Origin of the sequence: Duganella sp. sic0402, assembly GCF_019219065.1 — a bacterium.
GTDB lineage: Bacteria > Pseudomonadota > Gammaproteobacteria > Burkholderiales > Burkholderiaceae_D > Rugamonas.
Genome location: NZ_JAHUWK010000001.1, coordinates 62,233 through 83,201, shown reverse-complemented (window position 1 = coordinate 83,201; position 20,969 = coordinate 62,233). Strand labels below are relative to the sequence as shown.

At 64.1% G+C, this 20,969-nt stretch carries 19 protein-coding genes; 11 read left to right on the top strand and 8 right to left on the bottom strand.

Annotation, left to right across the window (positions count from 1 at the left end; all coding sequences use genetic code 11):
• Nucleotides 1-124 precede the first annotated feature (124 nt).
• Genes KW842_RS00345 through KW842_RS00330 form a run of 4 tightly spaced genes read left to right on the top strand, consistent with a single transcriptional unit; the run spans nucleotide 125 to nucleotide 4,707 of the window.
• Nucleotides 125-559: a MarR family winged helix-turn-helix transcriptional regulator gene (locus KW842_RS00345; RefSeq protein WP_218302108.1), complete on the top strand. Its 435-nt coding sequence runs from the start codon at nucleotides 125-127 to the stop codon at nucleotides 557-559.
• Nucleotides 556-2,091 (top strand): MDR family MFS transporter, encoded by a 1,536-nt coding sequence (locus tag KW842_RS00340; protein ID WP_229223412.1) that lies wholly within the window; start codon nucleotides 556-558, stop codon nucleotides 2,089-2,091. Before KW842_RS00345 ends, KW842_RS00340 begins: the two co-directional genes overlap by 4 nt.
• Before the next feature lie 12 nt (nucleotides 2,092-2,103).
• Nucleotides 2,104-3,549: an efflux transporter outer membrane subunit gene (locus KW842_RS00335; protein ID WP_218302107.1), complete on the top strand. Its 1,446-nt coding sequence runs from the start codon at nucleotides 2,104-2,106 to the stop codon at nucleotides 3,547-3,549.
• 9 nt (nucleotides 3,550-3,558) lie between these two features.
• Nucleotides 3,559-4,707 carry an efflux RND transporter periplasmic adaptor subunit gene (locus tag KW842_RS00330; RefSeq protein ID WP_218302106.1) on the top strand — a complete coding sequence of 383 codons (1,149 nt, stop codon included), beginning with the start codon at nucleotides 3,559-3,561 and terminating at the stop codon, nucleotides 4,705-4,707.
• An 8-nt stretch (nucleotides 4,708-4,715) separates the two neighbouring features.
• Here the strand turns inward: KW842_RS00330 and KW842_RS00325 are convergent, their stop codons facing one another.
• Together KW842_RS00325 and KW842_RS00320 are read right to left on the bottom strand one after the other, a co-directional pair.
• The gene (locus KW842_RS00325; RefSeq protein ID WP_373925117.1) at nucleotides 4,716-6,254 is read right to left on the bottom strand and encodes a hypothetical protein; all 1,539 of its coding nucleotides are present in this window, start codon (nucleotides 6,252-6,254) and stop codon (nucleotides 4,716-4,718) included.
• A gap of 114 nt (nucleotides 6,255-6,368) precedes the next feature.
• On the bottom strand, nucleotides 6,369-6,866 hold the full coding sequence (locus KW842_RS00320) for an Lrp/AsnC ligand binding domain-containing protein (RefSeq protein ID WP_218302104.1): 498 nt from the start codon (nucleotides 6,864-6,866) through the stop codon (nucleotides 6,369-6,371).
• Between the two features lie 97 nt (nucleotides 6,867-6,963).
• On the opposite strand from KW842_RS00320, the gene KW842_RS00315 reads away from it, so the two are divergent.
• From KW842_RS00315 to KW842_RS00305, 3 genes are all read left to right on the top strand, one after another.
• Nucleotides 6,964-8,247, top strand: a complete 1,284-nt coding sequence (locus KW842_RS00315) for a D-amino acid dehydrogenase (protein WP_218302103.1) — start codon at nucleotides 6,964-6,966, stop codon at nucleotides 8,245-8,247.
• Nucleotides 8,248-8,391: 144 nt separating this feature from the next.
• Nucleotides 8,392-9,231, top strand: a complete 840-nt coding sequence (locus KW842_RS00310; protein ID WP_218302102.1) for an HDOD domain-containing protein — start codon at nucleotides 8,392-8,394, stop codon at nucleotides 9,229-9,231.
• 6 nt (nucleotides 9,232-9,237) lie between these two features.
• Nucleotides 9,238-10,269 (top strand): transporter, encoded by a 1,032-nt coding sequence (locus KW842_RS00305; RefSeq protein ID WP_218302101.1) that lies wholly within the window; start codon nucleotides 9,238-9,240, stop codon nucleotides 10,267-10,269.
• On the opposite strand, the gene KW842_RS00300 is transcribed toward KW842_RS00305, so the two are convergent.
• Nucleotides 10,211-10,735, bottom strand: coding sequence for a hypothetical protein (locus KW842_RS00300; RefSeq protein ID WP_218302100.1), 525 nt, complete (start codon nucleotides 10,733-10,735; stop codon nucleotides 10,211-10,213). The two genes, KW842_RS00305 and KW842_RS00300, sit on opposite strands and share 59 nt — an antisense overlap.
• 77 nt (nucleotides 10,736-10,812) lie before the next feature.
• On the opposite strand from KW842_RS00300, the gene KW842_RS00295 reads away from it, so the two are divergent.
• The 3 genes from KW842_RS00295 to KW842_RS00285 all read left to right on the top strand — a co-directional run bounded on the left by KW842_RS00295 (nucleotide 10,813) and on the right by KW842_RS00285 (nucleotide 12,903).
• Nucleotides 10,813-11,004, top strand: a complete 192-nt coding sequence (locus KW842_RS00295; RefSeq protein WP_218302099.1) for a YqaE/Pmp3 family membrane protein — start codon at nucleotides 10,813-10,815, stop codon at nucleotides 11,002-11,004.
• A 64-nt stretch (nucleotides 11,005-11,068) separates the two neighbouring features.
• Nucleotides 11,069-12,286: an MFS transporter gene (locus KW842_RS00290; protein ID WP_218302098.1), complete on the top strand. Its 1,218-nt coding sequence runs from the start codon at nucleotides 11,069-11,071 to the stop codon at nucleotides 12,284-12,286.
• On the top strand, nucleotides 12,283-12,903 hold the full coding sequence (locus KW842_RS00285; RefSeq protein ID WP_218302097.1) for a metalloregulator ArsR/SmtB family transcription factor: 621 nt from the start codon (nucleotides 12,283-12,285) through the stop codon (nucleotides 12,901-12,903). The genes KW842_RS00290 and KW842_RS00285 overlap by 4 nt, the downstream gene beginning before the upstream one ends.
• Before the next feature lie 40 nt (nucleotides 12,904-12,943).
• Here the strand turns inward: KW842_RS00285 and KW842_RS00280 are convergent, their stop codons facing one another.
• Nucleotides 12,944-15,568 carry an EAL domain-containing protein gene (locus tag KW842_RS00280; RefSeq protein WP_218302096.1) on the bottom strand — a complete coding sequence of 875 codons (2,625 nt, stop codon included), beginning with the start codon at nucleotides 15,566-15,568 and terminating at the stop codon, nucleotides 12,944-12,946.
• Nucleotides 15,569-15,903: 335 nt separating this feature from the next.
• Between KW842_RS00280 and fur the strand changes: the two genes are divergently transcribed.
• A complete protein-coding gene (gene fur, locus KW842_RS00275) occupies nucleotides 15,904-16,356 on the top strand; it encodes a ferric iron uptake transcriptional regulator (RefSeq protein ID WP_218302095.1) in 453 nt (150 codons plus the stop codon).
• Between the two features lie 14 nt (nucleotides 16,357-16,370).
• On the opposite strand, the gene KW842_RS00270 is transcribed toward fur, so the two are convergent.
• The 4 genes from KW842_RS00270 to KW842_RS00255 all read right to left on the bottom strand — a co-directional run bounded on the left by KW842_RS00270 (nucleotide 16,371) and on the right by KW842_RS00255 (nucleotide 20,852).
• Nucleotides 16,371-18,299, bottom strand: coding sequence for a bifunctional diguanylate cyclase/phosphodiesterase (locus KW842_RS00270; protein ID WP_218302094.1), 1,929 nt, complete (start codon nucleotides 18,297-18,299; stop codon nucleotides 16,371-16,373).
• A gap of 4 nt (nucleotides 18,300-18,303) precedes the next feature.
• Nucleotides 18,304-18,705 (bottom strand): response regulator, encoded by a 402-nt coding sequence (locus KW842_RS00265; protein ID WP_218302093.1) that lies wholly within the window; start codon nucleotides 18,703-18,705, stop codon nucleotides 18,304-18,306.
• Nucleotides 18,706-18,826: 121 nt separating this feature from the next.
• On the bottom strand, nucleotides 18,827-19,450 hold the full coding sequence (locus tag KW842_RS00260; protein WP_218302092.1) for a response regulator transcription factor: 624 nt from the start codon (nucleotides 19,448-19,450) through the stop codon (nucleotides 18,827-18,829).
• Nucleotides 19,437-20,852, bottom strand: coding sequence for a sensor histidine kinase (locus KW842_RS00255; RefSeq protein ID WP_218302091.1), 1,416 nt, complete (start codon nucleotides 20,850-20,852; stop codon nucleotides 19,437-19,439). Before KW842_RS00255 ends, KW842_RS00260 begins: the two co-directional genes overlap by 14 nt.
• Nucleotides 20,853-20,969: the final 117 nt, after the last annotated feature.

Here is a 20,969-nt window from a genome sequence, read left to right as displayed (position 1 = left end):
ACACGAGCGAAACTGCTCACCTCTTAGCATAATAAATCCTCCGCGAAATTTCTGTACGCTGACGAACATATATTACTTGTGCTAAACTAATCGTTCGATATCTAACCATTAGCACTGAAATCATATGCCTTCTATAGAAGAACGGTTCTCGGCCGCCCTGCACGGCACCGCCCGCGCCTGGCGGCTGGCGATCGACCGCCGCCTCAAGCACCTGGGGCTGAGCCAGGCCAGCTGGATGGCCATCGCCCTCACCGCCAAGGAAGCCGAGCCGCCATCGCAAACCCGCCTGGCGGCGCGCGCCGGCGTGGAAGATCCGACCATGGTCGCCACCGTCGACCGGCTGGTCAAAGCCGGCTACATGATGCGCACACCGTCCTCCACCGACCGCCGGGTCAAGCTGCTCAGCCTGACGCCGTCCGGCCAGGAGGTGTACCAGTCCGTATGGAAGGAGGCAGAAGCTTTCCGTTGCGAACTGCTGGGCAACGCCGATGCCGAGACGCTGCGCAGCGTGACCGTGTTCCTTGAATCGATCCAGGCCCATATCGAGTCGCTGCCATGAGCACCGCCGTCCCAGCCGCCGCCACGGACGACGGCCTGAATCGCCGCATGATCACCGTATCGATCATGCTGGCGACCGTGATTCAAGCGCTCGACGGCACCATCGCCAACGTCGCGCTGCCGCATATGCAGGGCAGCTTGTCGGCTTCGCAGGACCAGATCACCTGGGTGCTGACCTCCTTCATCGTGGCCGCCGCCATCGCCACGCCGCTGACCGGCTGGCTGTGCGACCGCTTCGGCCAGAAAAACATCTTCCTCACCTCGGTGGCCGGCTTCACCATTGCCTCGGTGCTGTGCGGCCTGGCCGGCTCGCTGACGGAAATCGTCATCGCCCGCCTGCTGCAAGGGATCTTCGGCGCCGCGCTGGTGCCGCTGTCGCAGGCGACGCTGCTGGACATCAATCCGCGCGAAAAGCATGGCTCGGCGATGGCCGTGTGGGGCATGGGCGTGATGATCGGCCCCATCCTCGGCCCGACGCTGGGCGGCTGGCTGACCGACAGCTACGACTGGCGCTGGGTGTTCTTCATCAACGTGCCGATCGGCGCGGTGGCCTTCTACGGCATCTGGCGCTATATCAAAAAAGCCGAAGCGCCACGCAAGATGCAGTTCGACGCCTTTGGCTTCGCCACGCTCAGCCTGGCCATCGGCGCGCTGCAAATGCTGCTCGACCGTGGCGAACAGAATGACTGGTTCAACGCTACCGAAACCTGGGTCGAAGCCACCATCCTGGCGCTGAGCTTTGCCTATTTTGTCGCGCACACGGCCACCCGCCCTGCCGGCAAGTCCTTTTTCGATTACCGGCTGCTGCGCAATGCCAACTACGTCAGCGGCCTGTTGTTTATCTTCGTGGTGGGCGTGGTGCTGTTTGCCACGCGCGCACTGACGCCAACCATGCTGCAAGGCCTGATGGGCTATCCGGCCAAGATCGCCGGCCTGGTGACGGCGCCCAGCGGCATCGGCACCATGATTGCGATGATGTTCGTCGGCCGCCTGGTCGGCAAGGTCGATCTGCGGCTGCTGCTGGGGATAGGCTTCCTGATTACTGCCTTCTCGCTATGGCAGATGACACAGTACACCATGGTGCTGTCGCAAAGCGATATCGTCTGGCCAGGCGTGATACAGGGCCTGGGACTGGGGCTGGTATTTGTGCCGCTGAGTGCCGCCACCTTCGCCACGCTGTCGCCGGAAATGCGCGCCGAAGGCACGGCCATCTATAGCCTGATCCGCAATATCGGCAGCTCGATCGGCATCGCGCTGGTGCAAACCCTGCTGGTGCGGAACACGCAGACCGTGCACGCCTCGCTGACGGAGCACATCACCACCACCAATCCGGCGCTGCTGGACAACCTGGCCACGCCCGAAGCCGCCGCCGCGCTGAACAACGAAATCACGCGCCAGGCATCGATGATCGCCTACGTGGACGATTTCTGGCTGATGTTTATTTTGACGCTGTGCGTGATACCGCTGCTGGTGCTGGTCCGGCCGCCGGCCAAGAGCGCGCCGGTGGCGGTCGATCACGCCGCGATGGATTAAAGAGAAAAGCACATGAAAACACTGACACAAGCACGCGCACTGGCGCTGGCCCCGATGCTGGCTGTGATACTTGCTGGCTGCGCCACGCCGCCGCCCGACAGCCATGCGCTGCCCAAGCGCGACATCGCCAATACCGCACTTTCCTCCAGCATCAGGCTGGCGCACGAAGGCTGGCCGGAAGCGCAATGGTGGACCGCCTACCACGACCAACAGCTGAACGCCATCATCCAGCAGGCCCTGGCCGGCGGCCCATCGCTGGAGGTGGCGGCGGCGCACATCGGCGCCGCACGCTCCTCGCTGTCGCGCAGCCTGGCCGACCTGGGCCTGGAAAGCGCGTTGTACGCGAATGCCAACCGCCAGCGCTACTCGGGCACCGGCCTGTTCCCGGAACCGATAGGCGGCGCCTGGTTCACCACCGAAACGCTGCGCCTCGACCTGCGCTACAACTTCGACTGGTGGGGTAAGAACCGCGCGCAGGTAGCGGCCGCCGTCGGTGAGCTCAATGCCGGCCGCGCCGCATACGCCGAAGCAGAGCAGGCACTGGCCGCATCCATCGCACAAAGCTACTTCCGCCTGCAAGGCGCATGGAGCCGGCTGGCGAACACCAAGCAGCTGGCGGCAACGCAAACCGCGCTGGTACAGGACAAGGCAAAGCGCATCGCCAACGGCCTCGCCGACGCCGACGAACAACGTGCGGCGGAAGCGGACCTGAGCCTGATCCGCAAACAGCAAGCGCAGCTCAAGTCCGACATCGAGCACGAACGCGAGGCCTTGCGCGCACTGGCCGGTGCCGACAACCAGGCGCTGGCCGAGCTGAAACCGGCCGCACTGTCGCCGGCGCCGCACGCCCTGCCCGCGCGTCTTGGCATCGAACTGCTGGCGCGCCGCCCAGACCTGCAAGCCGCGCGCTGGAAGGTGGAAGCATCGCTCAGCAAGATCGACGCAGCCAAAGCCGCCTTCTACCCGGACGTGAATTTGACCGGCTCGATCGGCCTGGACACCATCAAGGTCGAAAAACTGCTGCAGGCGGCCAGCCGCACCGCCTATATCGGCCCGACGGTGACGCTGCCGCTGTTCGACAGCCGCCGCCTGGAAGCGGAACTCGACGGTGCGCGCACCAGCCGCAATGAACGCATCGCCGAATACAACCGAACCATCGCCGAAGCGGTACGCGAGGTCGCACAAAGCGGCGCGCAGCTGCAAGGCATCGAACAGCAGATCACCCAGCAAACAGCAGCCACTTCGTCGGCGCGCGCGCAACTGGCGTCGGCGCAAGCGCGGCTGGATCGCGGCCTGGCCAGCAAAAGCAGCGTGCTAAACGCCCGCCTGGCGCTGCTCAAGCAGCAGGACGCCGACCTCTATCTGCAACAGCTACAACTACTGGCCGAAGTCGCGCTGAGCAACGCGCTGGGCGGCGGCTATCACGAACAAGCGCCGCTGGCGACTGCATCCAAATAGGACCACATCATGAGCACTGACACCAAGCAAGCCAACGACAAAAAACGCAAGGCCATACTGGCCGGGATCACACTCGCCTTCATCGCCGCCGGCATCGCGTATGCGGCCTATTACCAGATCGTGCTGTCCAAGGTACAGGAAACCGACAACGCCTACGTCGGCGGCAACCTGGTCAACCTGTCGTCGCAGGTGACCGGCAACGTCACCGAAATCCGCGCCGACGAAACGCAGATGGTGCAAGCTGGCGCGCCACTGATCCAGCTGGATGCAGCCGACGCCGACATCGCCTTGCAGCAGGCCGACGCCAGACTGGGCGAAGCCGTGCGCCAGCAACGCCAGCGCTATGCCGACGTGGCGCAATACGATGCCGCCATCGCACAGCGCAAGCTGCAATTGAAGAATGCCGAAGCCGACCTGGCGCGCCGCATGCCGCTGGCGGCCGACCACACCGTCTCCGGCGAGGAAGTCGAGCACGCGCGCCAGGCGGTGGCGGATGCGCGCGCCGCGATTACGGTCGCGGTCAAGCAGGAACAGGCCGCCAAGGCTGGCGTCAGCGGCGTCAGCGTGGCGCAGCATCCGGCGGTGCAGGCGGCCAAGGCGGACTATGTGCAGGCCTGGCTGGCGGCGCGCCGCAACACCATCCTGGCGCCGGTATCGGGCTATGTGGCCAAGCGCAGCGTGCAGATCGGCGCGCGCGCAACGCCGGGCACCTCGCTGATGGCGATCGTGCCGCTGGACCAGTTGTGGGTGGACGCCAACTTCAAGGAATCGGAGCTGAAAAATATCCGCGTCGGCCAGCCGGCCAAGGTGGAAGCCGACATGTATGGCAACAAGGTGGAATTCCACGGCCGCGTAGTCGGCCTGTCCGCAGGCACCGGCAGCGCCTTCTCCCTGCTGCCCGCGCAAAATGCCAGCGGCAACTGGATCAAAGTCGTGCAGCGCCTGCCGGTACGCATCGCGCTTGATCCCAAAGAACTGAAAACGCACCCGCTGCGCATTGGCCTGTCGACCACCGTATCGGTTGACATCAGCCACACCGATGGTCCGGTCCTCGGCACGGCGATGCCGCAAACGCCGGTCTACACCACCCAGGCGCTGACCCAACCGCTGCAACAAGCGGCCACCGCCGCCGACGCCATCATCACCCGCAACCTCTGACCCCGGATTTACTGCAATTCGGCGTCCAACTGGCGGATCGCCGCCTGCGCCTGGGTGATGACGCGGTCGGCGATGCGCTGGCGCATGCCGGGCACGCGGCCGGCCGCTTCGGCCTCCAGCACGATCGGCGTCAGCACCTGCAGGGCCGAGTCGCGGAAGCCTTCCGCCACCTGGTCCAGCTGCGCGTTGAATGCCTGCTCCGCCTCCAGCAGCTGCTTGCGCAATTCTTCTTCAAACGTCAGCCGCTTGTCGCGGATTTCCATGCGTTTGCGCTTGCCGCCATCGGTGAACCATTTGAACGCGCCCGCCAGCAGCACCGCGCCGCCGACAAACGGCGCTGCGGGCGCCACCACCGGCAGCACCACCGCCGCGCCGATCAGGTAAGCTGCGGTGCCGGTGCTGGCCGCGACGGCTGCGCCGCTGACCAGGGTCATATTCGCCGCCGCATCCAGCTTGTTGACGATGCGCGTGCCGACCCGCAGGCGCGGCATCAGCTTGGCCAGCGCAGCATGGTGCTGACGCTGGAATACCGTCGCCTGCCCCAGCCGCATGCCGGACTGGAACAGGCGCAAATCCTCTTGCAGCAAGTGCAGAGCCTGCTCCTTGCGGCGCACGATGCGGTCCAGCCGCCGTTCCATCTCTTGCCCGAACTGGTTGCGGCCGATGCTGGCCCACACGTCGTCGTCTTTCCATTTGTCGGTGTTGAGGCGGTCGCTCATCGCCAGCTCGATGGCGTTGCCGGCGTCGTGCACAGCGTCGTCGATTTCTTCGTTCAGCAGCCGGCGCTCATAGGCGATGCGCTGCTCGACCAGCACCAGTCGCTGCGTCACCTGGCTCTGCAGGTCATTGGCGGCGCTGACCAGCGCGCTGGCGGCGGCTTCGCCCAGCGATAGCATGCGTGCCTGTTCAAGATAGGTATTGATGTCCTGGGTGATGACGGCGGTCGTACTGACCACCAGCTCGCGCAGCGCGCTCTGGTCGATATCACCGGATTGGAAATTACGCGCGTGGTCGACCAGCGCCGGCTGGCCGGCGGTGCGGCCGAAATCCGCCACTGCGTCGGCCAGCGAACGGCCGCGCACCAGGCGCCGTGCCTGTTCGCCCAGGTTGGCAAGAATGCCGCGCTCCTCGGCTTGAGGCAAGCGGTTGAGGTCGTCGGGCAACAGGCGTACCGACAGGGTCTTGGCCAGGCGCTGGCCCAGCGCGCGCGCGTCGGCGCCGTGCAGCGCCAGCAGCGGCACCACCATGTGCAGCGCCTGTTCGCGCGCCGCCTGGTCGATGCCGGCGCAGCTACGGCTGAGCGCGCTCAACGCCCAGTCGACTTCGACGCCGGACTCGATGGCGTTCAGCACCAGCGCGGTGAACACGGCGGATGACTGGCCGTCGCCGGCGATGTCGGTGACGGCCGCAAATTGGGCCAGCGTCAGATTGCCCTCGCTGCCGGCGATAGCGCCCACCACGCGCGCATAGGCGGAGCTGAAACTCTGATCAGATGACAAGTGCTCGTCCAGCGAGCGGACGGCGAGCTGCGATGACGGACTATTCACGCCTGCTCCAGTTGTTTGTAATGCCATTATGGCATTGTAACTGAAGCCGGCTCAGTGGGGCAGATAGCGAATCAGCGCGATCACCGAGCCGATGGATCAAGATCAAGATCGAGATCAGCCCTGCACCACCTCTGTCGACAAGATCAGCGTCTCCTTGATTTCCTCCATCACCACATAGCTTTTCGACTGCGCCGCGCCTGGCAGGCTGAGCAGCATCTCACCCAGCAGCTTGCGGTACTCCGCCATCTCGTGTATCCGCGCTTTGATCAGATAATCGAAATCCCCCGACACCAGATGGCACTCCTGCACCTCCGGTATCCGCAGCACCTCGCGCCGGAACTGCTCGAAGGCCGGCCCGGATTTCTGATTCAGCGTAATCTCGACAAACACCAGCAGCTTGGCGCCCAGCGACGGCGGATCAATCCGCGCGTGATAGCCGGTGATCACGCCATCGCGCTCCATGCGCTTGACCCGCTCAATCGTCGGCGTGGTCGACAGGCCGACCTGCTCGCCCAGGTCCTTCATCGAGATCCGCCCATCCTCCTGCAGGATCTGCAATATCTTTCTGTCCAGCTTGTCCAGTCCACGGACCGATTCTTTCTGAATTCGCATGAAAATCCACTGTTTTATTCAAGATATACAGTAACAAACACTATAAAAACGAGAATACCATAGCTGAATATATCGAAGTAAAATAATCGGGGGCAATATGCGCGTAGTTATTTTGGGCAGTGGTGTGATCGGCGTTACCAGCGCCTACTATCTGGCCAAGGCTGGCCATGACGTGACCGTGCTCGACCGCCAGCCCGGCCCCGCCCTCGAAACCAGCTTTGCCAACGCCGGCCAGATCTCCCCCGGCTACGCCTCCCCCTGGGCCGCGCCCGGCATCCCGCTGAAAGCGATGAAGTGGATGTTGCAGCGCCACGCCCCCCTATCCATCACGCCGGACGGCACCATGTTCCAACTGCAATGGATGTGGCAGATGCTGCAAAACTGCAATGCCGAACGCTACGCCATCAACAAGGAACGCATGGTGCGCCTGGCCGAATACAGCCGCGACTGCTTCAAAGCCCTGCGCGCCTCGACCGGCATCCGCTACGAAGGCCGCCAGCAAGGCACGACCCAGCTGTTCCGCACCCAGGAGCAGATGGACGCCGCCGCCAAGGATATCGCGGTGCTGGAAGAGACCGGCGTTCCTTACGAACTGCTGGGCCGCGACCAATTGGTTAGTGCCGAGCCCGGCCTGGCCCGCAACAAGCTGGTCGGCGGCCTGCGCCTGCCCAACGATGAAACCGGCGACTGCCAGCTGTTCACCACCCGCCTGACCGCGATGGCTGAGGAACTGGGCGTCAAATTCCGCTACGGCGTCGACATCACCGGCCTGTTGACCGAAGGCGACGCCATCAAGGGCGTCAAATGCGGCGATGAACTGGTCACCGGCGAATCCTATGTGGTGGCCATGGGCTCCTACTCGACCGCGCTGCTGAAAGACCTGGTCAAGATCCCGGTCTACCCGCTGAAGGGCTATTCGATCACCGTCCCGATCGTCAACGCGGCCGCCGCGCCGGTGTCGACCATCCTCGACGAAACCTACAAAATCGCCGTCACCCGCTTCGACGACCGCATCCGCGTCGGCGGCATGGCGGAAATCGCCGGCTTCGACACCCGCCTCAACCCGCGCCGCCGCGAGACGCTGGAGATGGTGGTCAACGACCTGTTCCCCGGCGCCGGCAACACCGCCGAAGCCAGCTTCTGGACCGGCCTGCGTCCGATGACGCCGGACGGCACGCCGATCGTCGGCCGCACCGGCCTGCGCAACCTGTACATCAACACCGGCCACGGCACGCTGGGCTGGACCATGTCCTGCGGCTCGGCGCAACTGCTGTCGGATCTGATCTCGGCACGCCGCCCGGCGATCCGCGCCGACGACCTCTCAGTCAGCCGTTACGGCGCCGGCGCCAGCGTGCGGGCGCCGCAACTGGTCAACGCCTAAGCCCCCTCCCATCAGCGCAATGTGACAGCCGCATGACACTAGCGTGTCGCGACTGTCGCATTGCCGCCGCTATCTGCGCGCTTGCCGCCAACAACGCCATGTTCAGCGTTGAGATTGGGGCCAAGCCTGCGTATAATTTTGACCATGAACAAACTTGAAGCATTTGGCCATATCGCGGCCCTGGCCATACGTGGCGAACTCATCTTTCCTACCAGCGTCAATGCGGCGCTGCGCGTGCAACTGGCGCTGGATGATCCCGACTGCCCGATCGACACCGCGATAAGCCTGGTCCTGGCTGAACCGCTGCTGGCCGCAAAAACCGTGGCCATCGCCAATTCGGCCATGTTCAACCGCGCCGGCGCGCCGGTCGTCACCAATGTGCGCGGCGCCATCATGCGCATCGGCTACCAGAACCTGTTCGCGCTGGCGGCCGCCATGGTGGTACGCCAGTTCGGCAGCAAGATCACCGATCCCGAAGTCCGCAACAAGGCCGAAAAGCTGTGGGACCACACGATAGCGGTGGCCGCGCTGGGCCGCCTGATCGCGCGCCAGGTCACCGGCATCAATGAAGACACCGCGCTGTTCGCCGGCATCGTGCACGAAGTGGGCGGTTTCTACCTGCTGTCGCGCGCCGACGAATTCCCTGGCCTGCTGGAAGAAGATCCGGAAAACTGGCACTCGGCCAGCGAAGAAATCATCACCCGCGAAGTGATGCGCAAGCTGTGCATCCCCGAGCCGGTGGCGGACGCCATCGAAGGCCTGCGCGACAGCTTTATGTCGATCCCGCCGGACACGCTGCTGGACACGCTGCTGCTGGCCAATCACCTGACACCCGTCAAGTCGCCGCTGCAGGAACCGCAGCGCGACCTGCCGCCGCATTCCGATTCCGCCATCGACTTGTTCATCGACGAGTCCAAACTGGCCGCCATGCTGGAAGAAGCCAAACGCGACGCGGCCGATATGAGCGCCGCCCTGCTGGTTTAAGCGCGCATGCAGGCGACCTCCCCTTCCTACGGTTCCGATCAATCGGGGCTGGTGTGCGGCTATCTGTTCGGCCGCGCCGCCGACGGCAAGGGACTGCCGCTGGACACCGTCGCCGCCTGCCGATGGCTGAATGAACGCGAGCAGCATCCGCAGGAATTCATCTGGCTGCACTTCAACCTGGCCAATACCGCCAGCGAGAAATGGCTGCACGAGCACACCGCGCTGCCGGAAGAGTTCTACGAAAGCCTGCACGAAGGCCCGCGCTCGACGCGCATCGAGCTGGCCGACAACACGCTGATCGCCGTGGTCAACGACGTGGTGCACGACTTCAGCTACGAACCGTCCGACATCTCCACGCTGTGGCTCAGCGTCGACCGGCAGATCGCCATCAGCGCGCGCCGCAAGCCCTTGCGCGCGGTGGACAGCCTGCGCAACGCGGTGCGTAATGGCGAACCGATACGCTCGTCGGTGGAACTGCTGATCCACCTGCTGCGCGACCAGGCCGATGCGCTGATCAAGATCGTCCGCGACGCCATCAGCACCGTCGACCGCATCGAAGACAATCTGCTGGCCGGCAAGCTGACCACCAAGCGCGCCAGCCTGGGCGCCTTGCGGCGGGTGCTGGTGCGCTTGCAGCGGCTGCTGGCGCCGGAGCCGGCCGCGCTGTTCCGCCTGCTGCAAAAGCCGCCGGCGTGGATGGCCGATATCGACACGCAGGAGCTGCGCCAGTCGACCGAGGAATTCTCGATGGTGCTGGCGGATATGGCGTCGCTGCAGGAGCGTATCAAACTGATACAGGAGGAGATTGCGGCGCTGGCCAGCGAGGCCACCAACCGCAGCCTGTTCGTGCTGACCGTGGTGACCGTCCTGGCGCTGCCGATCAATATCATCGCCGGCCTGATGGGCATGAATGTGGGCGGGATACCGCTCGCGGATTCGCCGCATGGCTTTATGGTGGTGGTGGTGATCGTCGCCAGCTTTACCGTGATCGCCGGCTGGCTGGCCTTCCGCCGCCAGCGCGACGTGAACCAGGACTGAGCGAGCGTACGCGCCAGGCACCGGCGATGGCGGCGGCGACGCCCATCAGCAGTGCGGTCAGATTATCGCGCCGGTAATCGCTGCGCACCGCGTCGAGCGTCGCCACCTCCTTGCCGCCAACCGCCACGCCATACACCGTATAAAACTCGCCAGGCGCAAAGCCGATACCTGTTTTCTGCTGGCGCAAAAACCGGACGCTGACCGGATACATGGCCGCATCACGTAGCGTCTGACGCTGGCGGCCGCTGGCATCGCCCTTGGCGTGCAACACAAACTGCTGCTGGTCGGCCAGCCGGAAATACAGCGCACCGCGCGTCTCCTGCTGCCAGAGCACGCGGCCGCGCGCTGTCTCCAGTTGAGCGGCTTGTGGAAAGCGGTACTCCAGCACAGCAAACAGCCCGATCAGGCCGATGCCCAGCAACAGAAAAAAATACGCGCCGCGCTCGCCGGCAAACCAGTCTTTCATAGAGTAGCAATCCGTACAAATGAACGCCATCATACGTGATATTGTGTGCAGTCCAACAACTTCACCGGATTCGCCTTATGCGTTTGATTATCGCCCTGATACTGCCGTGGCTGACCTTCTTCACCATCGGCCGCCCGTTTGCCGGCATCCTCTGCCTGATCCTGCAAATCACGCTGATCGGCTGGCTGCCAGCAGCGATCTGGGCCGTCTACTCCCTGAGCCAGTACAAAACCGACCAAAAAATCGAACGTGCCCTCGGCCGCCGTTAAGTCCCGGTCTTATTTGTAAACTTTTTCGTTTACTTATTGATGAGGTGGCGCTACAGTGGAGCGCATGAAGACTCCACTGCTTATTTTCTCCGCTTGCCTGCTGGCTTTGCTTTCGACTATCGGTGCGGCGCTGCCGTATCCGATTCTGCCGCCGCTGTTTGCCGATGGCAGCAGCAATGGCCTGAATACTTTCCTCGGGCTGCCGCCCAAGCTGCTGTTCGGCCTGGCGCTGACGATTAATCCGATTGGCTTGCTGATCGGCTCGGCACTGCTTGGGCCAATGTCGGACCGCTACGGCCGCCGCCCGGTGCTGCTGATTACTTCGGTTGGCGCAGCCATCGGCCACGCTGTCACCGCCGCCGCGCTGCTGATCGAATCCTATCCGCTGTTTATTGTCGCCCGCTTCGCCACCGGTTTGCTGGAAGGCAGCGGCTCGGTGGCGCGCGCACTGCTGGCCGATAAGCTCGACGGCGATCTGCGCCGCAAAGCGCTGTCGTGGCTGAACGGCGCGTTTTACATGGGCTGGCTGGCCGGTCCGCTACTGGCCGGCGCCACGCTGCAGTTCGGCGTCACTACGCCGTTCTGGGTCGCGGTCGCCGCGCTGCTGCTGGTGGCGGTGCTGGTCGCCATTACGCTGCCGCCGGAAGCGCCATCCGGCGCCACCACCTCCTGGTGGCAGGTGGCGCGCGACCGCCATGCGCTGAATCTGCTGCGCGAACCGGACCTGCGCAGCCTGTTCATCATCACCCTCGCCTACACCTGCGGCGTGACCGGCTTCTACGAGTTTTATCCGCTGTGGCTGGTGGAGGTGCCCGGCTACAGCGCCCAAGGCATTGCCTGGACCACCGCCGCCATGTGCGCGGTGATGACCGCCACCACCATCGTCGCCGGACGGCCGTTCCAGGGCGAACCGCTGCTGCGCGCCCGGCTGTACGCCTTTGCCGTGGCCGCCATCATCGCCGCGCTGGCGGCCAGCAACGCCAGCATCGGCATTCTGTGCATCATCCTGTACGGCATTCCGCATTCTTTCTACAACGCCATCGTGCCCAATTACTGCGCCGAACGTTTTGGCGGCGCCCACGGCCAGGGCGCGGTGATGGGACTGATTTCCACCACGTTCTGCCTGGCGAATATCATCATGGCGCTGGCCGGCGCGGTGCTGACGCTGATCGACACCCGTCTGATCCTGCTGCTGGGCGCCGCGCTGACCGCCTGGTCAGCCTGGCGCATGCAAGGCTGGCACCGCAGCATGCACGCCCCGGTGGAAGGCGCGCTGCCATGAACACCGCCGAACAGACGCTGTTTCTGATCAAGACGCGCGGCCCGCAGACCGCACAGCAACTGGCAGCGCTGCTCAATCTGACTTCGATGGGCGCGCGCAAGCAGCTGGAGGCATGGCAGGAAAAAGGCATGCTGACTTACGAAGACGTGGCCGACAAGCCCGGCCGCCCGTCACGCCGCTGGCTGCTGACCGAAGCCGGCCACGCGCGCTTCCCCGACCGCCACGCCGAGCTGACGGTGCAATTGATCGACCAGGTGCGCAGCCTGTTCGGCGACGCCGGCCTGGAAAAGCTGATCGCCTCGCGCGAAGCCGCCAGCGAAAGCGAGTACCGCCGGCATCTGGCCACCAGCCGCACCCTGCCCGAACGGGTACAGGCGCTGGTGCAGGCGCGCAGCGCCGAAGGCTATATGGCGGAGATTGCAACCCAGTCCGATGGCAGCCTGCTGCTGGTGGAAAACCACTGTCCGATCTGCGCCGCCGCCAGACAATGCCAGAAGTTCTGCCGCTCGGAGCTGGACTTGTTCCAGCGCGTGCTGGGGCCGGACTGCTCGGTCGGCCGGGTGGAGCACATGCTGGAGGGTGCCCGGCGTTGCGTGTACGTGATCAAGCAGATATAGCAATAATCACGCTGATTCCTATGTACTGGCCCCAGGCCTGCTAAGCGGCCCGGATGGCTGGCGCGGCCAACAGCTGCGCCAGTTTTTCAGGCGACAATGGACGGCTGAACAAATAGCCCTGCATCTCGTCGCAGCCATTTTCGCGCAGGAAGGCGCGCTGCTGTTCGGTTTCCACGCCTTCCGCAATCACCCGCAGCTTGAGGCGATGCGCCAGCCCGATGATGGAGCTGGCAATCGCTTCGTCGCCGCTATTGCGGCCCAGATCGCGCACAAACGACTTGTCGATCTTCAGCGTCGAGATCGGGAAGGACTTCAGCGCCGACAGGCTGGAATAGCCGGTGCCGAAGTCGTCGATCGATAGCGACACCCCCATCTGCTTCACCTCCGCCATCTTGGATACGGCCTGCTGCAGGTCGCGCATGATCACGCCTTCCGTCACCTCCAGCTCCAGCCATTGCGGCGCCAGGCCGCTAGCCGACAGCGCGCGGCGCACCCGCTCGACCATTTGCGGATCTTCAAACTGGCGCGGCGAGACGTTGACCGAGATGCGCAGCGGCGACAAGCCTGCATCCTGCCAGGCACGGTTCTGGGCGCAGGCGGTGCGCAACACCCAGTCGCCCAGCGCCACGATCATGCCGCTCTCCTCGGCCAGAGGAATAAAGCGGTCCGGCCCGATCACGCCATGCTGCGGATGCTCCCAGCGCACCAGCGCCTCGACGCCGAACACGCGGCCGCTGTGCAAATCCAACTTGGGCTGGTAGACCAGGCGGAACTGGCCTTCTTCCAGCGCGCTGCGCAAGCCTTCCAGTAGCAGCAGCTTTTCCTCGATGCTGGCGTTCATTTCGCGGGTGTAGAACTGGATATTGTTCTTGCCCAGTTCCTTGGCGCGGTACATGGCGGCATCGGCGTTCATCAGCAGCGTGCCGGCGTCGTTGCCATCGTTCGGATACACGGCCACGCCAATGCTGCAGCTGACCTGCACTTCCTGCCCGGCGACACTGATCGAATGCAGCACCGCTTCGCGCACCCGTTCCAGCACCGGCGCCGCATCGACCACCGAGCCGGGTTCGTTCAGCAGCAGCACGAATTCGTCGCCGCCAAAGCGGCCCACGGTGTCGCTGGCGCGCAGGCAGCCGGACATGCGCTCGGCCACCACTTTCAGCAGCTCGTCTCCGGCATTGTGGCCCAGGCCATCGTTGACCAGCTTGAAGCCATCCAGATCGATAAACGCCACCAGCACCGAGCCGCCGCCGCGGCGCGCCTGGGCGATGATCAGATCCAGACGGTCGGCGATCAGGCTGCGGTTGGGCAGCCCGGTCAGCGTATCGTGATGGGCCAGATGCAGCATGCGTTCCTCGGCCAGCTTGCGCTCCGAGATATCGCGCACAATCGCCACCACCCCGCCCTGCACCGCCACCGCCTGCTGGTGCAGCCAGCGCGCGCGCAGCTGCGGCACGGTGTTCTGCCACTCCTGTTCGTGCATGCCGCCCAGCTTCATCACCTGGATCAGATGCGTCAGCATGCCGTTATCGCGCGCCTGCGGTATCAGCGTGCACAAGGTGGTGTCGCAAAGCTGCTGCTTGCTGCTGCCGGTCATCTGCACCGCGCGCAGATTGGCGTCGACGATTTTGAAATCGACAATCGCGCCGGTGACATCGCGCATTTCGCGCATGACGAAGAAGGCGTCCAGGCTGGCGGCCGACGCCGCCGCATAGGTTTCCTGCGCGCGCCGCATGCGGGCGCGGGCGCGTGCGCCCTGCCACGACCAGCGCCACAATGCGCCGGTGACCAGGATCAGCACCGCGCTGAGCACCGCACCTTCCCACATTTTTTCGCGGCGGCGGTTTTCAAATCCGGCCATCACTTCCTGCTCGTCCAGGCCGACCAGCACATTCAGCGCCACGCCGTGCAGCTCGCGCATACCGCTGTACTTGCCGCCCAGGCGATTTTCAACCTCACCATCATAGGTGTCGAGGCGCTGGCCGAAAGACACCTTGTCGCCGCTGCGCAGCGCGCGCACCACGCCGTCGGCGCCCACCAGTGCCAGCATGCCGCGCTCGCCCAGGCGGCTGCGCGCATAGCTGCTGGTGAAATAGGCGGGATCGGTTTCCACCACCACCACGCCGGCAAACTGGCCGTCGGCGTCTTCCAGGCGGCGGGTAAAGTGCAGATGCCATTCGGTGTTGGCGGCGTCGCGCAGCGCCGGACTGACAAACGTGGCGCCGCTATCGCGCTCGCGATGGAAGGTGAAGTACTCCTGATCCGCCACCGAGATTGGCAGCGTGCGCGGATTGCTGGCCACCGTCACGCCATTGCGGTCAACGATGCTGACCACGAACAGCACGCCCGGCGGCAGCAGGCCAACCCGCGCCAACTCCGGCAAGGCGCCCAGCGCGCCCTTGCGCTCCACCGCGTACTTCAGCATGCGCAGCGTGCGGTCGATGCCATCCAGGCTGCGCGACACCTGCGCTTCATAGGTACCCAGCATTTCGTGCAGCGAGTCGTTGGCGGCTTCCTGCGCGCGCACGCGCTCGCCGTCAATCTCGTGCAGCGTAACCAGCCAGATGGCCACCAGCAGCAGCAAGGCGAACAGCGGCAGCGAGACGTGCGTGTCCAGGCTGAGGCGCAGCCAGCGCGCGCGCAGGGTTTCCTTGGCAGAGTTCATGGCATCACTTGGCGATCATCGTTATATTCCGGCTTGCCGCGCGCGGCTGCGCGCACGCCTACCACATGGGCAGCGTCTTTTTTGGGCTGAGGGGAAGACTGTCAGAAGGCACAAGGCTGGGGTGCCGCGCCGAAGAAACTATTCGGATAGACGAACTTTATACTGTCGAAAAGCAATTGTCGATAACGAAAAGTAATTAACTGAAAGATTCTCTCCAAAAATCACACACTTCTCTATAAAACCGATATCTTTTGAATACTGTAATCGTCCATTGCGTAGCAAATCAATTTCATATACCATGGTGAGAATAGGAATCATTATCATTCTAGAGACACATGGATATCCCTCAAGAGCTGCGCAAACTCGGCCTGAAAGCCACCCTGCCCCGATTACGCATCCTGCAGTTGTTCCAGGAATCGAAAAGCAAACACCTGAGCGCGGACGATGTCTATCGCCTGCTGCACGACGAAAATATCGACATGGGCCTGGCCACGGTCTACCGCGTGCTGATGCAGTTTGCCGATGCCGGCATCCTGATCCGCCGCCATTTCGAATCGGTGGCCTCTGTCTTTGAACTGAACGAAGGCGGCCACCACGACCACCTGATCTGCACCAACTGCGGCAAGATGGAAGAATTCCTCGACGCGGAAATCGAAAAGCGCCAGGAAGCCGTGGCGACTGAACGCAACTTCGTGCTGCATGAGCATTCGCTGTCGCTGTATGGCTTCTGCGGCGAATGCGCGGCCAGCATCAAGCCGATGGCGGCCAAGAAGCTGCGCCGCGCCTGAAGTTTGCGGGCGGCCTAGGCTGCCCGCAGTTGCAGACTGCCTTCAAGGAAGTCCAGCGCTGACGCGGCCGGCAACGGACGGCTATAGTAATAGCCCTGGATTTCATTGCAGCGCCAGTTAGCCAGTAGCGCACGCTGCGCTTCCGACTCTACTCCTTCGGCAATCACAGTGAGCCCCAGGCTGTGTCCCAGGCCGATGGTGGCCTGCACAATCGCGCCCTGCTCGCTGACGGTCTGCATATTGCGGACGAAGGACTGGTCGATCTTCAGCTTGTGGATCGGGAAGCGCGACAAATACGCCAGGCTGGAATAGCCGGTGCCGAAATCGTCGATAGCCAGCTTCAGCCCCAGCGCGCGCAAGCGGTGCAGCAAGGCGATTGCCGCTTCTGCGTCCTCCACCATCACGCTCTCGGTAATCTCCAGCTCGAGGCAGGATGGATCGACATGGCTGACCGCCAGCAGGTCCTCAAGCTGCGCCAGGAAGCCCGGCGCGGCGAACTGGCGCGGCGAGATATTCACCGCCACCACCACCCGCTGTCCGGTTTCCGCCTGCCACTCGCTAACCTGGCGGCAGGCTTGTTGCAGCACCCAATGGCCGATCTGCACGATCAGGCCCGACTCCTCGGCCAGCGGAATGAAGTCGGCTGGCGCAATCAGCTGGCCGTGCCGGCGCCAGCGCAGCAGCGCTTCAAAGCCGATCAAGCCGCCATCCTGCAAGGACTGCTGCGGCTGATAATGCAGCTCCAGCTCGTCGCGCTCTACCGCATGCCGCAGCAGCGCTTCCATGTCCAGCCGTTCGCCCGCCTCGGCGTTCAGCTGCTGTGAATAGATTTCCAGCCGGTCGCCGCCGGCCTTGCGCGCTGCCTGCAAGGCCGCGTCGGCGTTGCGTAGCAAGGCATCCGGATTGGCGCCATGCTGCGGATAGTTGACCGCTCCCAAGCTCAGCGTGGTGTAGATTTCATGGCCTTCGCAGTCGTAGGGATTGCGCACCGCCTCGCGCAGGCCGGACAAGGCTTCGGCAAACGCCGCTTCGCCGCATTCCATGCGATACAGGATGGCGAAGTTGGCGCCATCCAGGCGGAACACTTCGCCGCCGCTGCGCTCCGCAGCACCGCGTATGCGCGCCGCCAGGCCGATCATCACGCGGTCGCCGAAGGCGTGGCCGAAGCCGCCGATAATCCGCGAGAAGCGGTCGATGGTACCCAGCACCACCGCATGCGGGGCCGCCGGCAGTGTGGCCAGCCGCGCCTCGAAGCTGCGGCGGTGCGCCAGGCCGGTCAACGGATCGTGGCGGGCCTGATGGCTCAACTCATCTTCAACACGTACCCTGGCGCGGACGTGGTACAGCATGAAGACGCTGGTCAGCAAGGCCAGCACGTCAAACACATGCACCAGGCCAGTGATCCAGCCGATGGCGCGGTTGGCCATGCCGCCGCTGGCGTAGATCGCATCTTCCACGCGGCGCTGCAGGCTGTCGATTTGTACGCGCAGCGCCTTGACCTCTTCATTCATCTGGATCAGCACCGCACGGGCGGCAGCCGGATCGGCGCTGACAGTGCGCTCGAACTCCGGCGTCAGCTGGACGATGCGCTGGTAGCCGTCGCGCAGGGCGCCCAGCTCCGGGCCATCGCCCAGGCTGGGTCGCAGTTGCGCCAGGGAGGCATCGAGCTCGCCGCGCCCCATGCTCTCCAGGAAGGCGAAGCGTTCGGGCGTGATCGATGCGGTAAACCGTTTGTCCAGCGCCAGCTGGTAGCGCAGCAAGGCGCTCTCAAAATCGCCGAGGTAGCGCATCTGCGGGATGGCGCTGTTCAGCAGCGGCGTTTCATTGCGGCGGATATTGTGCGCAGTGCGCTCCATGAACACCGACAGCGTTACGCTGGCGGCAATCACCAGCAGCAGCATAATGTAGATGAGACGACGCGAACTGCTGGTGGTGTGTGGCATGGATTTACTCCTCGGCGTGGGTCGGGAAGCTGCCGCTGGCCTGGCTCAGGCAGCGCAGCAATTCGTTCGCTTCAAAGGGTTTGCTCAGGAAGCAACAGGCGCCGCCGCCCAGGGCGCGCTTGCGCAGCGCCGCTTCCGGGAAGGCCGTCATCAGGATCAGCGGCAGCTGGTTGCCATCGCGGCGCAATTGCTCCAGCAGCTCGATACCGCTCATGCCGGGCATTTGCAGGTCGGTGATGATGCAATGGTAATCGCCCAGCGAGCCGGAGGCCAGCAGGGCCAGCGCTGAATCGTAGGCGTTGGCCGAGTAGCCGTAGGACCGCAGCAGGCTGCGCAGCCCGACCCGCACGTCCTCATCGTCGTCAACGATGGCGAGATTGCAAAATTGTGGTTCCGGATAAGACACTCATAACTCCCTTGTTCCGACGGCAGCTCGCGGCCGTCAAGCGCATGGGAGAAAGATACAGCCCGGATTCAATCGGGAAAATTATACAAGGGTATAGGTGAACCGGAAATCGGGCGGGAATTCACGCCAGGCCGAGGGTTTCCGCCATCCGTACCAGGTCGGCGAAGGTCTTGGCCTGCATCTTGCGCATGGCATTGCCGCGGTGGATTTTGACCGTGATTTCGCTGGTGCCGACTTCGCCGGCGATCTGCTTGTTCATCAGGCCGCGCGCAGCCAGCGCCATGATTTCACGCTCGCGCGGGGTCAATGTGGCATAGCGCGCGGTGAGGCCATTCTTGGCCTGGTCGCGCTGGCGCCGTTCGCTGTCGGCTGCCAGCGCCGTGTTGATGGCGTCCAGCAGGTCCTGGTCACGGAATGGCTTGGCCAGGAAATCCACCGCGCCGGCCTTCATCGCCCGCACCGACATCGGAATATCGCCATGCCCGGTCATGAAGATGATCGGCAGCGCCACGCCGTCGCGATTCAGCTCGGCCTGGAAATCCAGGCCGTTGACGCCTTGCAGCCGCACATCCAGCAGCAGGCAGCTGGTCAGTTCCTGGCGCGGTTCGGCCAGGAAGGCCGCCACCGACGGAAAACTGGCGACCCGCATGCCGGCCGAGCGCAACAGGCTGGAGATGGCGTCGCGCAGCGGCGCCTCGTCGTCGACGATGTAGATCAGGGCGTCGGAATAATCAATCTGGTTCATGGACAGGCAAGGTGAAAAGAATGGTGGCACCGGCCACCGGGCTGTCTGGGGCGGATTGCCGGACCCAGATGCGGCCGCCGTGGTTTTCGATGATCGAGCGGCAGATCGGCAGGCCCATGCCCATGCCGTCTTCCTTGGTGCTGTAGAAGGCTTCGAACAGGCGCGGCGCGGCGCTGGCGGGAATGCCGGGGCCGGAATCGCTGATGCTGACCTGGAGCGCGCCATCGCCGTCCGTATTGCGCTGGATTTGCACCGTCAGCACCGCCTGACCGGGCTGGCAGGCCTGCATCGCCTGCATGGCGTTCATCAGCAGGTTGATGAACACCTGCTGTAGCTGCACCCGGTCGCCGTGCACCGGCGGCAGGTCCGGCGCCAGTCCGAGCATCAGCGCCACATGATGGGTGTTCAGCTCGCGCCGTAGCATGTCGATGCTCTCTTCCAGCACCGTCTTCAGATCCAGCGCAGCGTATTGGGGATCGCTACGGCGAGCCAGCGCGCGGATGCGCCGGATCACGCCGGTGGCGCGGGCGCTGGCTTCCAGGATGCTGGTCACCGTGGCTCTGGCTTCGTCCAGCTCCGGCTGCGGGCGGTTCAGCCAGCGCAGACAGGCTTCGCCGTTGGTGGAAATCGCCGCCAGCGGCTGATTGACTTCGTGGGCGATGGAGGCGGCCAGCTCGCCCAGCATGGTCACGCGGGTGGCATGCGCCAGCTGCACCTGCGAGCGGTGCAGCGCCTGTTCCGCCAGCACCGCCGCTGTCACGTCGGTCAGTGCGCCGAGGTACTCGCATTCACCGTCCTTGGTCTGGCTGGGGCGCGACAGCACATGCACGTATTTGAGTTCGCCGTCCGGCATCAGCAAGCGGTGGCGCAAGTCGATTTCGCCTTCGCAGCGCAAGGTCTGGTCAATCGCCTGCTGCACAGCATGCCGGTCTTCCGGCGCGGTGTGCGCCAGCAGCCGCTCCATGGTCGGCTGCACGTCCAGCGGATAGCCGTAGATGCGCGCCGCCTCGTCGGACCAGTACATCTCGCCGCCCGGCGCCTTGAAACTGAAACTGCCGGTCTTGCTGATGCGCTGGGTGCCGGCCAGGAAAGCCTCGCTGCGGCGCAAGGCTTCCTCGCGCGCGATCAGCTGGTTGGTGGCGGCCTGGCCACGCAGCACCAGCACGCAAGTGACGCCGATCGACAACAGGCCGACCAGCAGCCGGCCCGATGCCGCGCCGGAAAACACCTCGCTGTGCGTCAAAGCATAGGACAGAAAAGTCAGCGCCAGGCAGGCGCCGGTCACCAGCAGCACACCGCGCCGCTGCCAGATACTGGCCGACAGCAGCACCACCACCACGTACATGACGGCGATGGCCATGTCGAGCGGCGAAAAGGTGTCGATCGCGTAGATCAACAGCATCAGACAAATCAGCAACGCCGACATCCACGGCGTGCGAGAGACCCTTACCATGCCCATCCTTATTGGTTATATTGGCAATACCTCTGATTATAGTGGGGTTTTGGCAGCTTGCACCCT

What these genes read in the sequence shown, in the direction of transcription:
- KW842_RS00345 (WP_218302108.1), top strand. Translation starts at nt 125, where the DNA reads ATGCCTTCTATAGAAGAACGGTTCTCGGCCGCCCTGCACGGCACCGCC.
- KW842_RS00340 (WP_229223412.1), top strand. Translation starts at nt 556, where the DNA reads ATGAGCACCGCCGTCCCAGCCGCCGCCACGGACGACGGCCTGAATCGC.
- KW842_RS00335 (WP_218302107.1), top strand. Translation starts at nt 2,104, where the DNA reads ATGAAAACACTGACACAAGCACGCGCACTGGCGCTGGCCCCGATGCTG.
- KW842_RS00330 (WP_218302106.1), top strand. Translation starts at nt 3,559, where the DNA reads ATGAGCACTGACACCAAGCAAGCCAACGACAAAAAACGCAAGGCCATA.
- KW842_RS00320 (WP_218302104.1), bottom strand. Translation starts at nt 6,866, where the DNA reads ATGCGAATTCAGAAAGAATCGGTCCGTGGACTGGACAAGCTGGACAGA.
- KW842_RS00315 (WP_218302103.1), top strand. Translation starts at nt 6,964, where the DNA reads ATGCGCGTAGTTATTTTGGGCAGTGGTGTGATCGGCGTTACCAGCGCC.
- KW842_RS00310 (WP_218302102.1), top strand. Translation starts at nt 8,392, where the DNA reads ATGAACAAACTTGAAGCATTTGGCCATATCGCGGCCCTGGCCATACGT.
- KW842_RS00305 (WP_218302101.1), top strand. Translation starts at nt 9,238, where the DNA reads ATGCAGGCGACCTCCCCTTCCTACGGTTCCGATCAATCGGGGCTGGTG.
- KW842_RS00300 (WP_218302100.1), bottom strand. Translation starts at nt 10,735, where the DNA reads ATGAAAGACTGGTTTGCCGGCGAGCGCGGCGCGTATTTTTTTCTGTTG.
- KW842_RS00295 (WP_218302099.1), top strand. Translation starts at nt 10,813, where the DNA reads ATGCGTTTGATTATCGCCCTGATACTGCCGTGGCTGACCTTCTTCACC.
- KW842_RS00290 (WP_218302098.1), top strand. Translation starts at nt 11,069, where the DNA reads ATGAAGACTCCACTGCTTATTTTCTCCGCTTGCCTGCTGGCTTTGCTT.
- KW842_RS00285 (WP_218302097.1), top strand. Translation starts at nt 12,283, where the DNA reads ATGAACACCGCCGAACAGACGCTGTTTCTGATCAAGACGCGCGGCCCG.
- KW842_RS00280 (WP_218302096.1), bottom strand. Translation starts at nt 15,568, where the DNA reads ATGAACTCTGCCAAGGAAACCCTGCGCGCGCGCTGGCTGCGCCTCAGC.
- fur (WP_218302095.1), top strand. Translation starts at nt 15,904, where the DNA reads ATGGATATCCCTCAAGAGCTGCGCAAACTCGGCCTGAAAGCCACCCTG.
- KW842_RS00270 (WP_218302094.1), bottom strand. Translation starts at nt 18,299, where the DNA reads ATGCCACACACCACCAGCAGTTCGCGTCGTCTCATCTACATTATGCTG.
- KW842_RS00260 (WP_218302092.1), bottom strand. Translation starts at nt 19,450, where the DNA reads ATGAACCAGATTGATTATTCCGACGCCCTGATCTACATCGTCGACGAC.
- KW842_RS00255 (WP_218302091.1), bottom strand. Translation starts at nt 20,852, where the DNA reads ATGCTGTTGATCTACGCGATCGACACCTTTTCGCCGCTCGACATGGCC.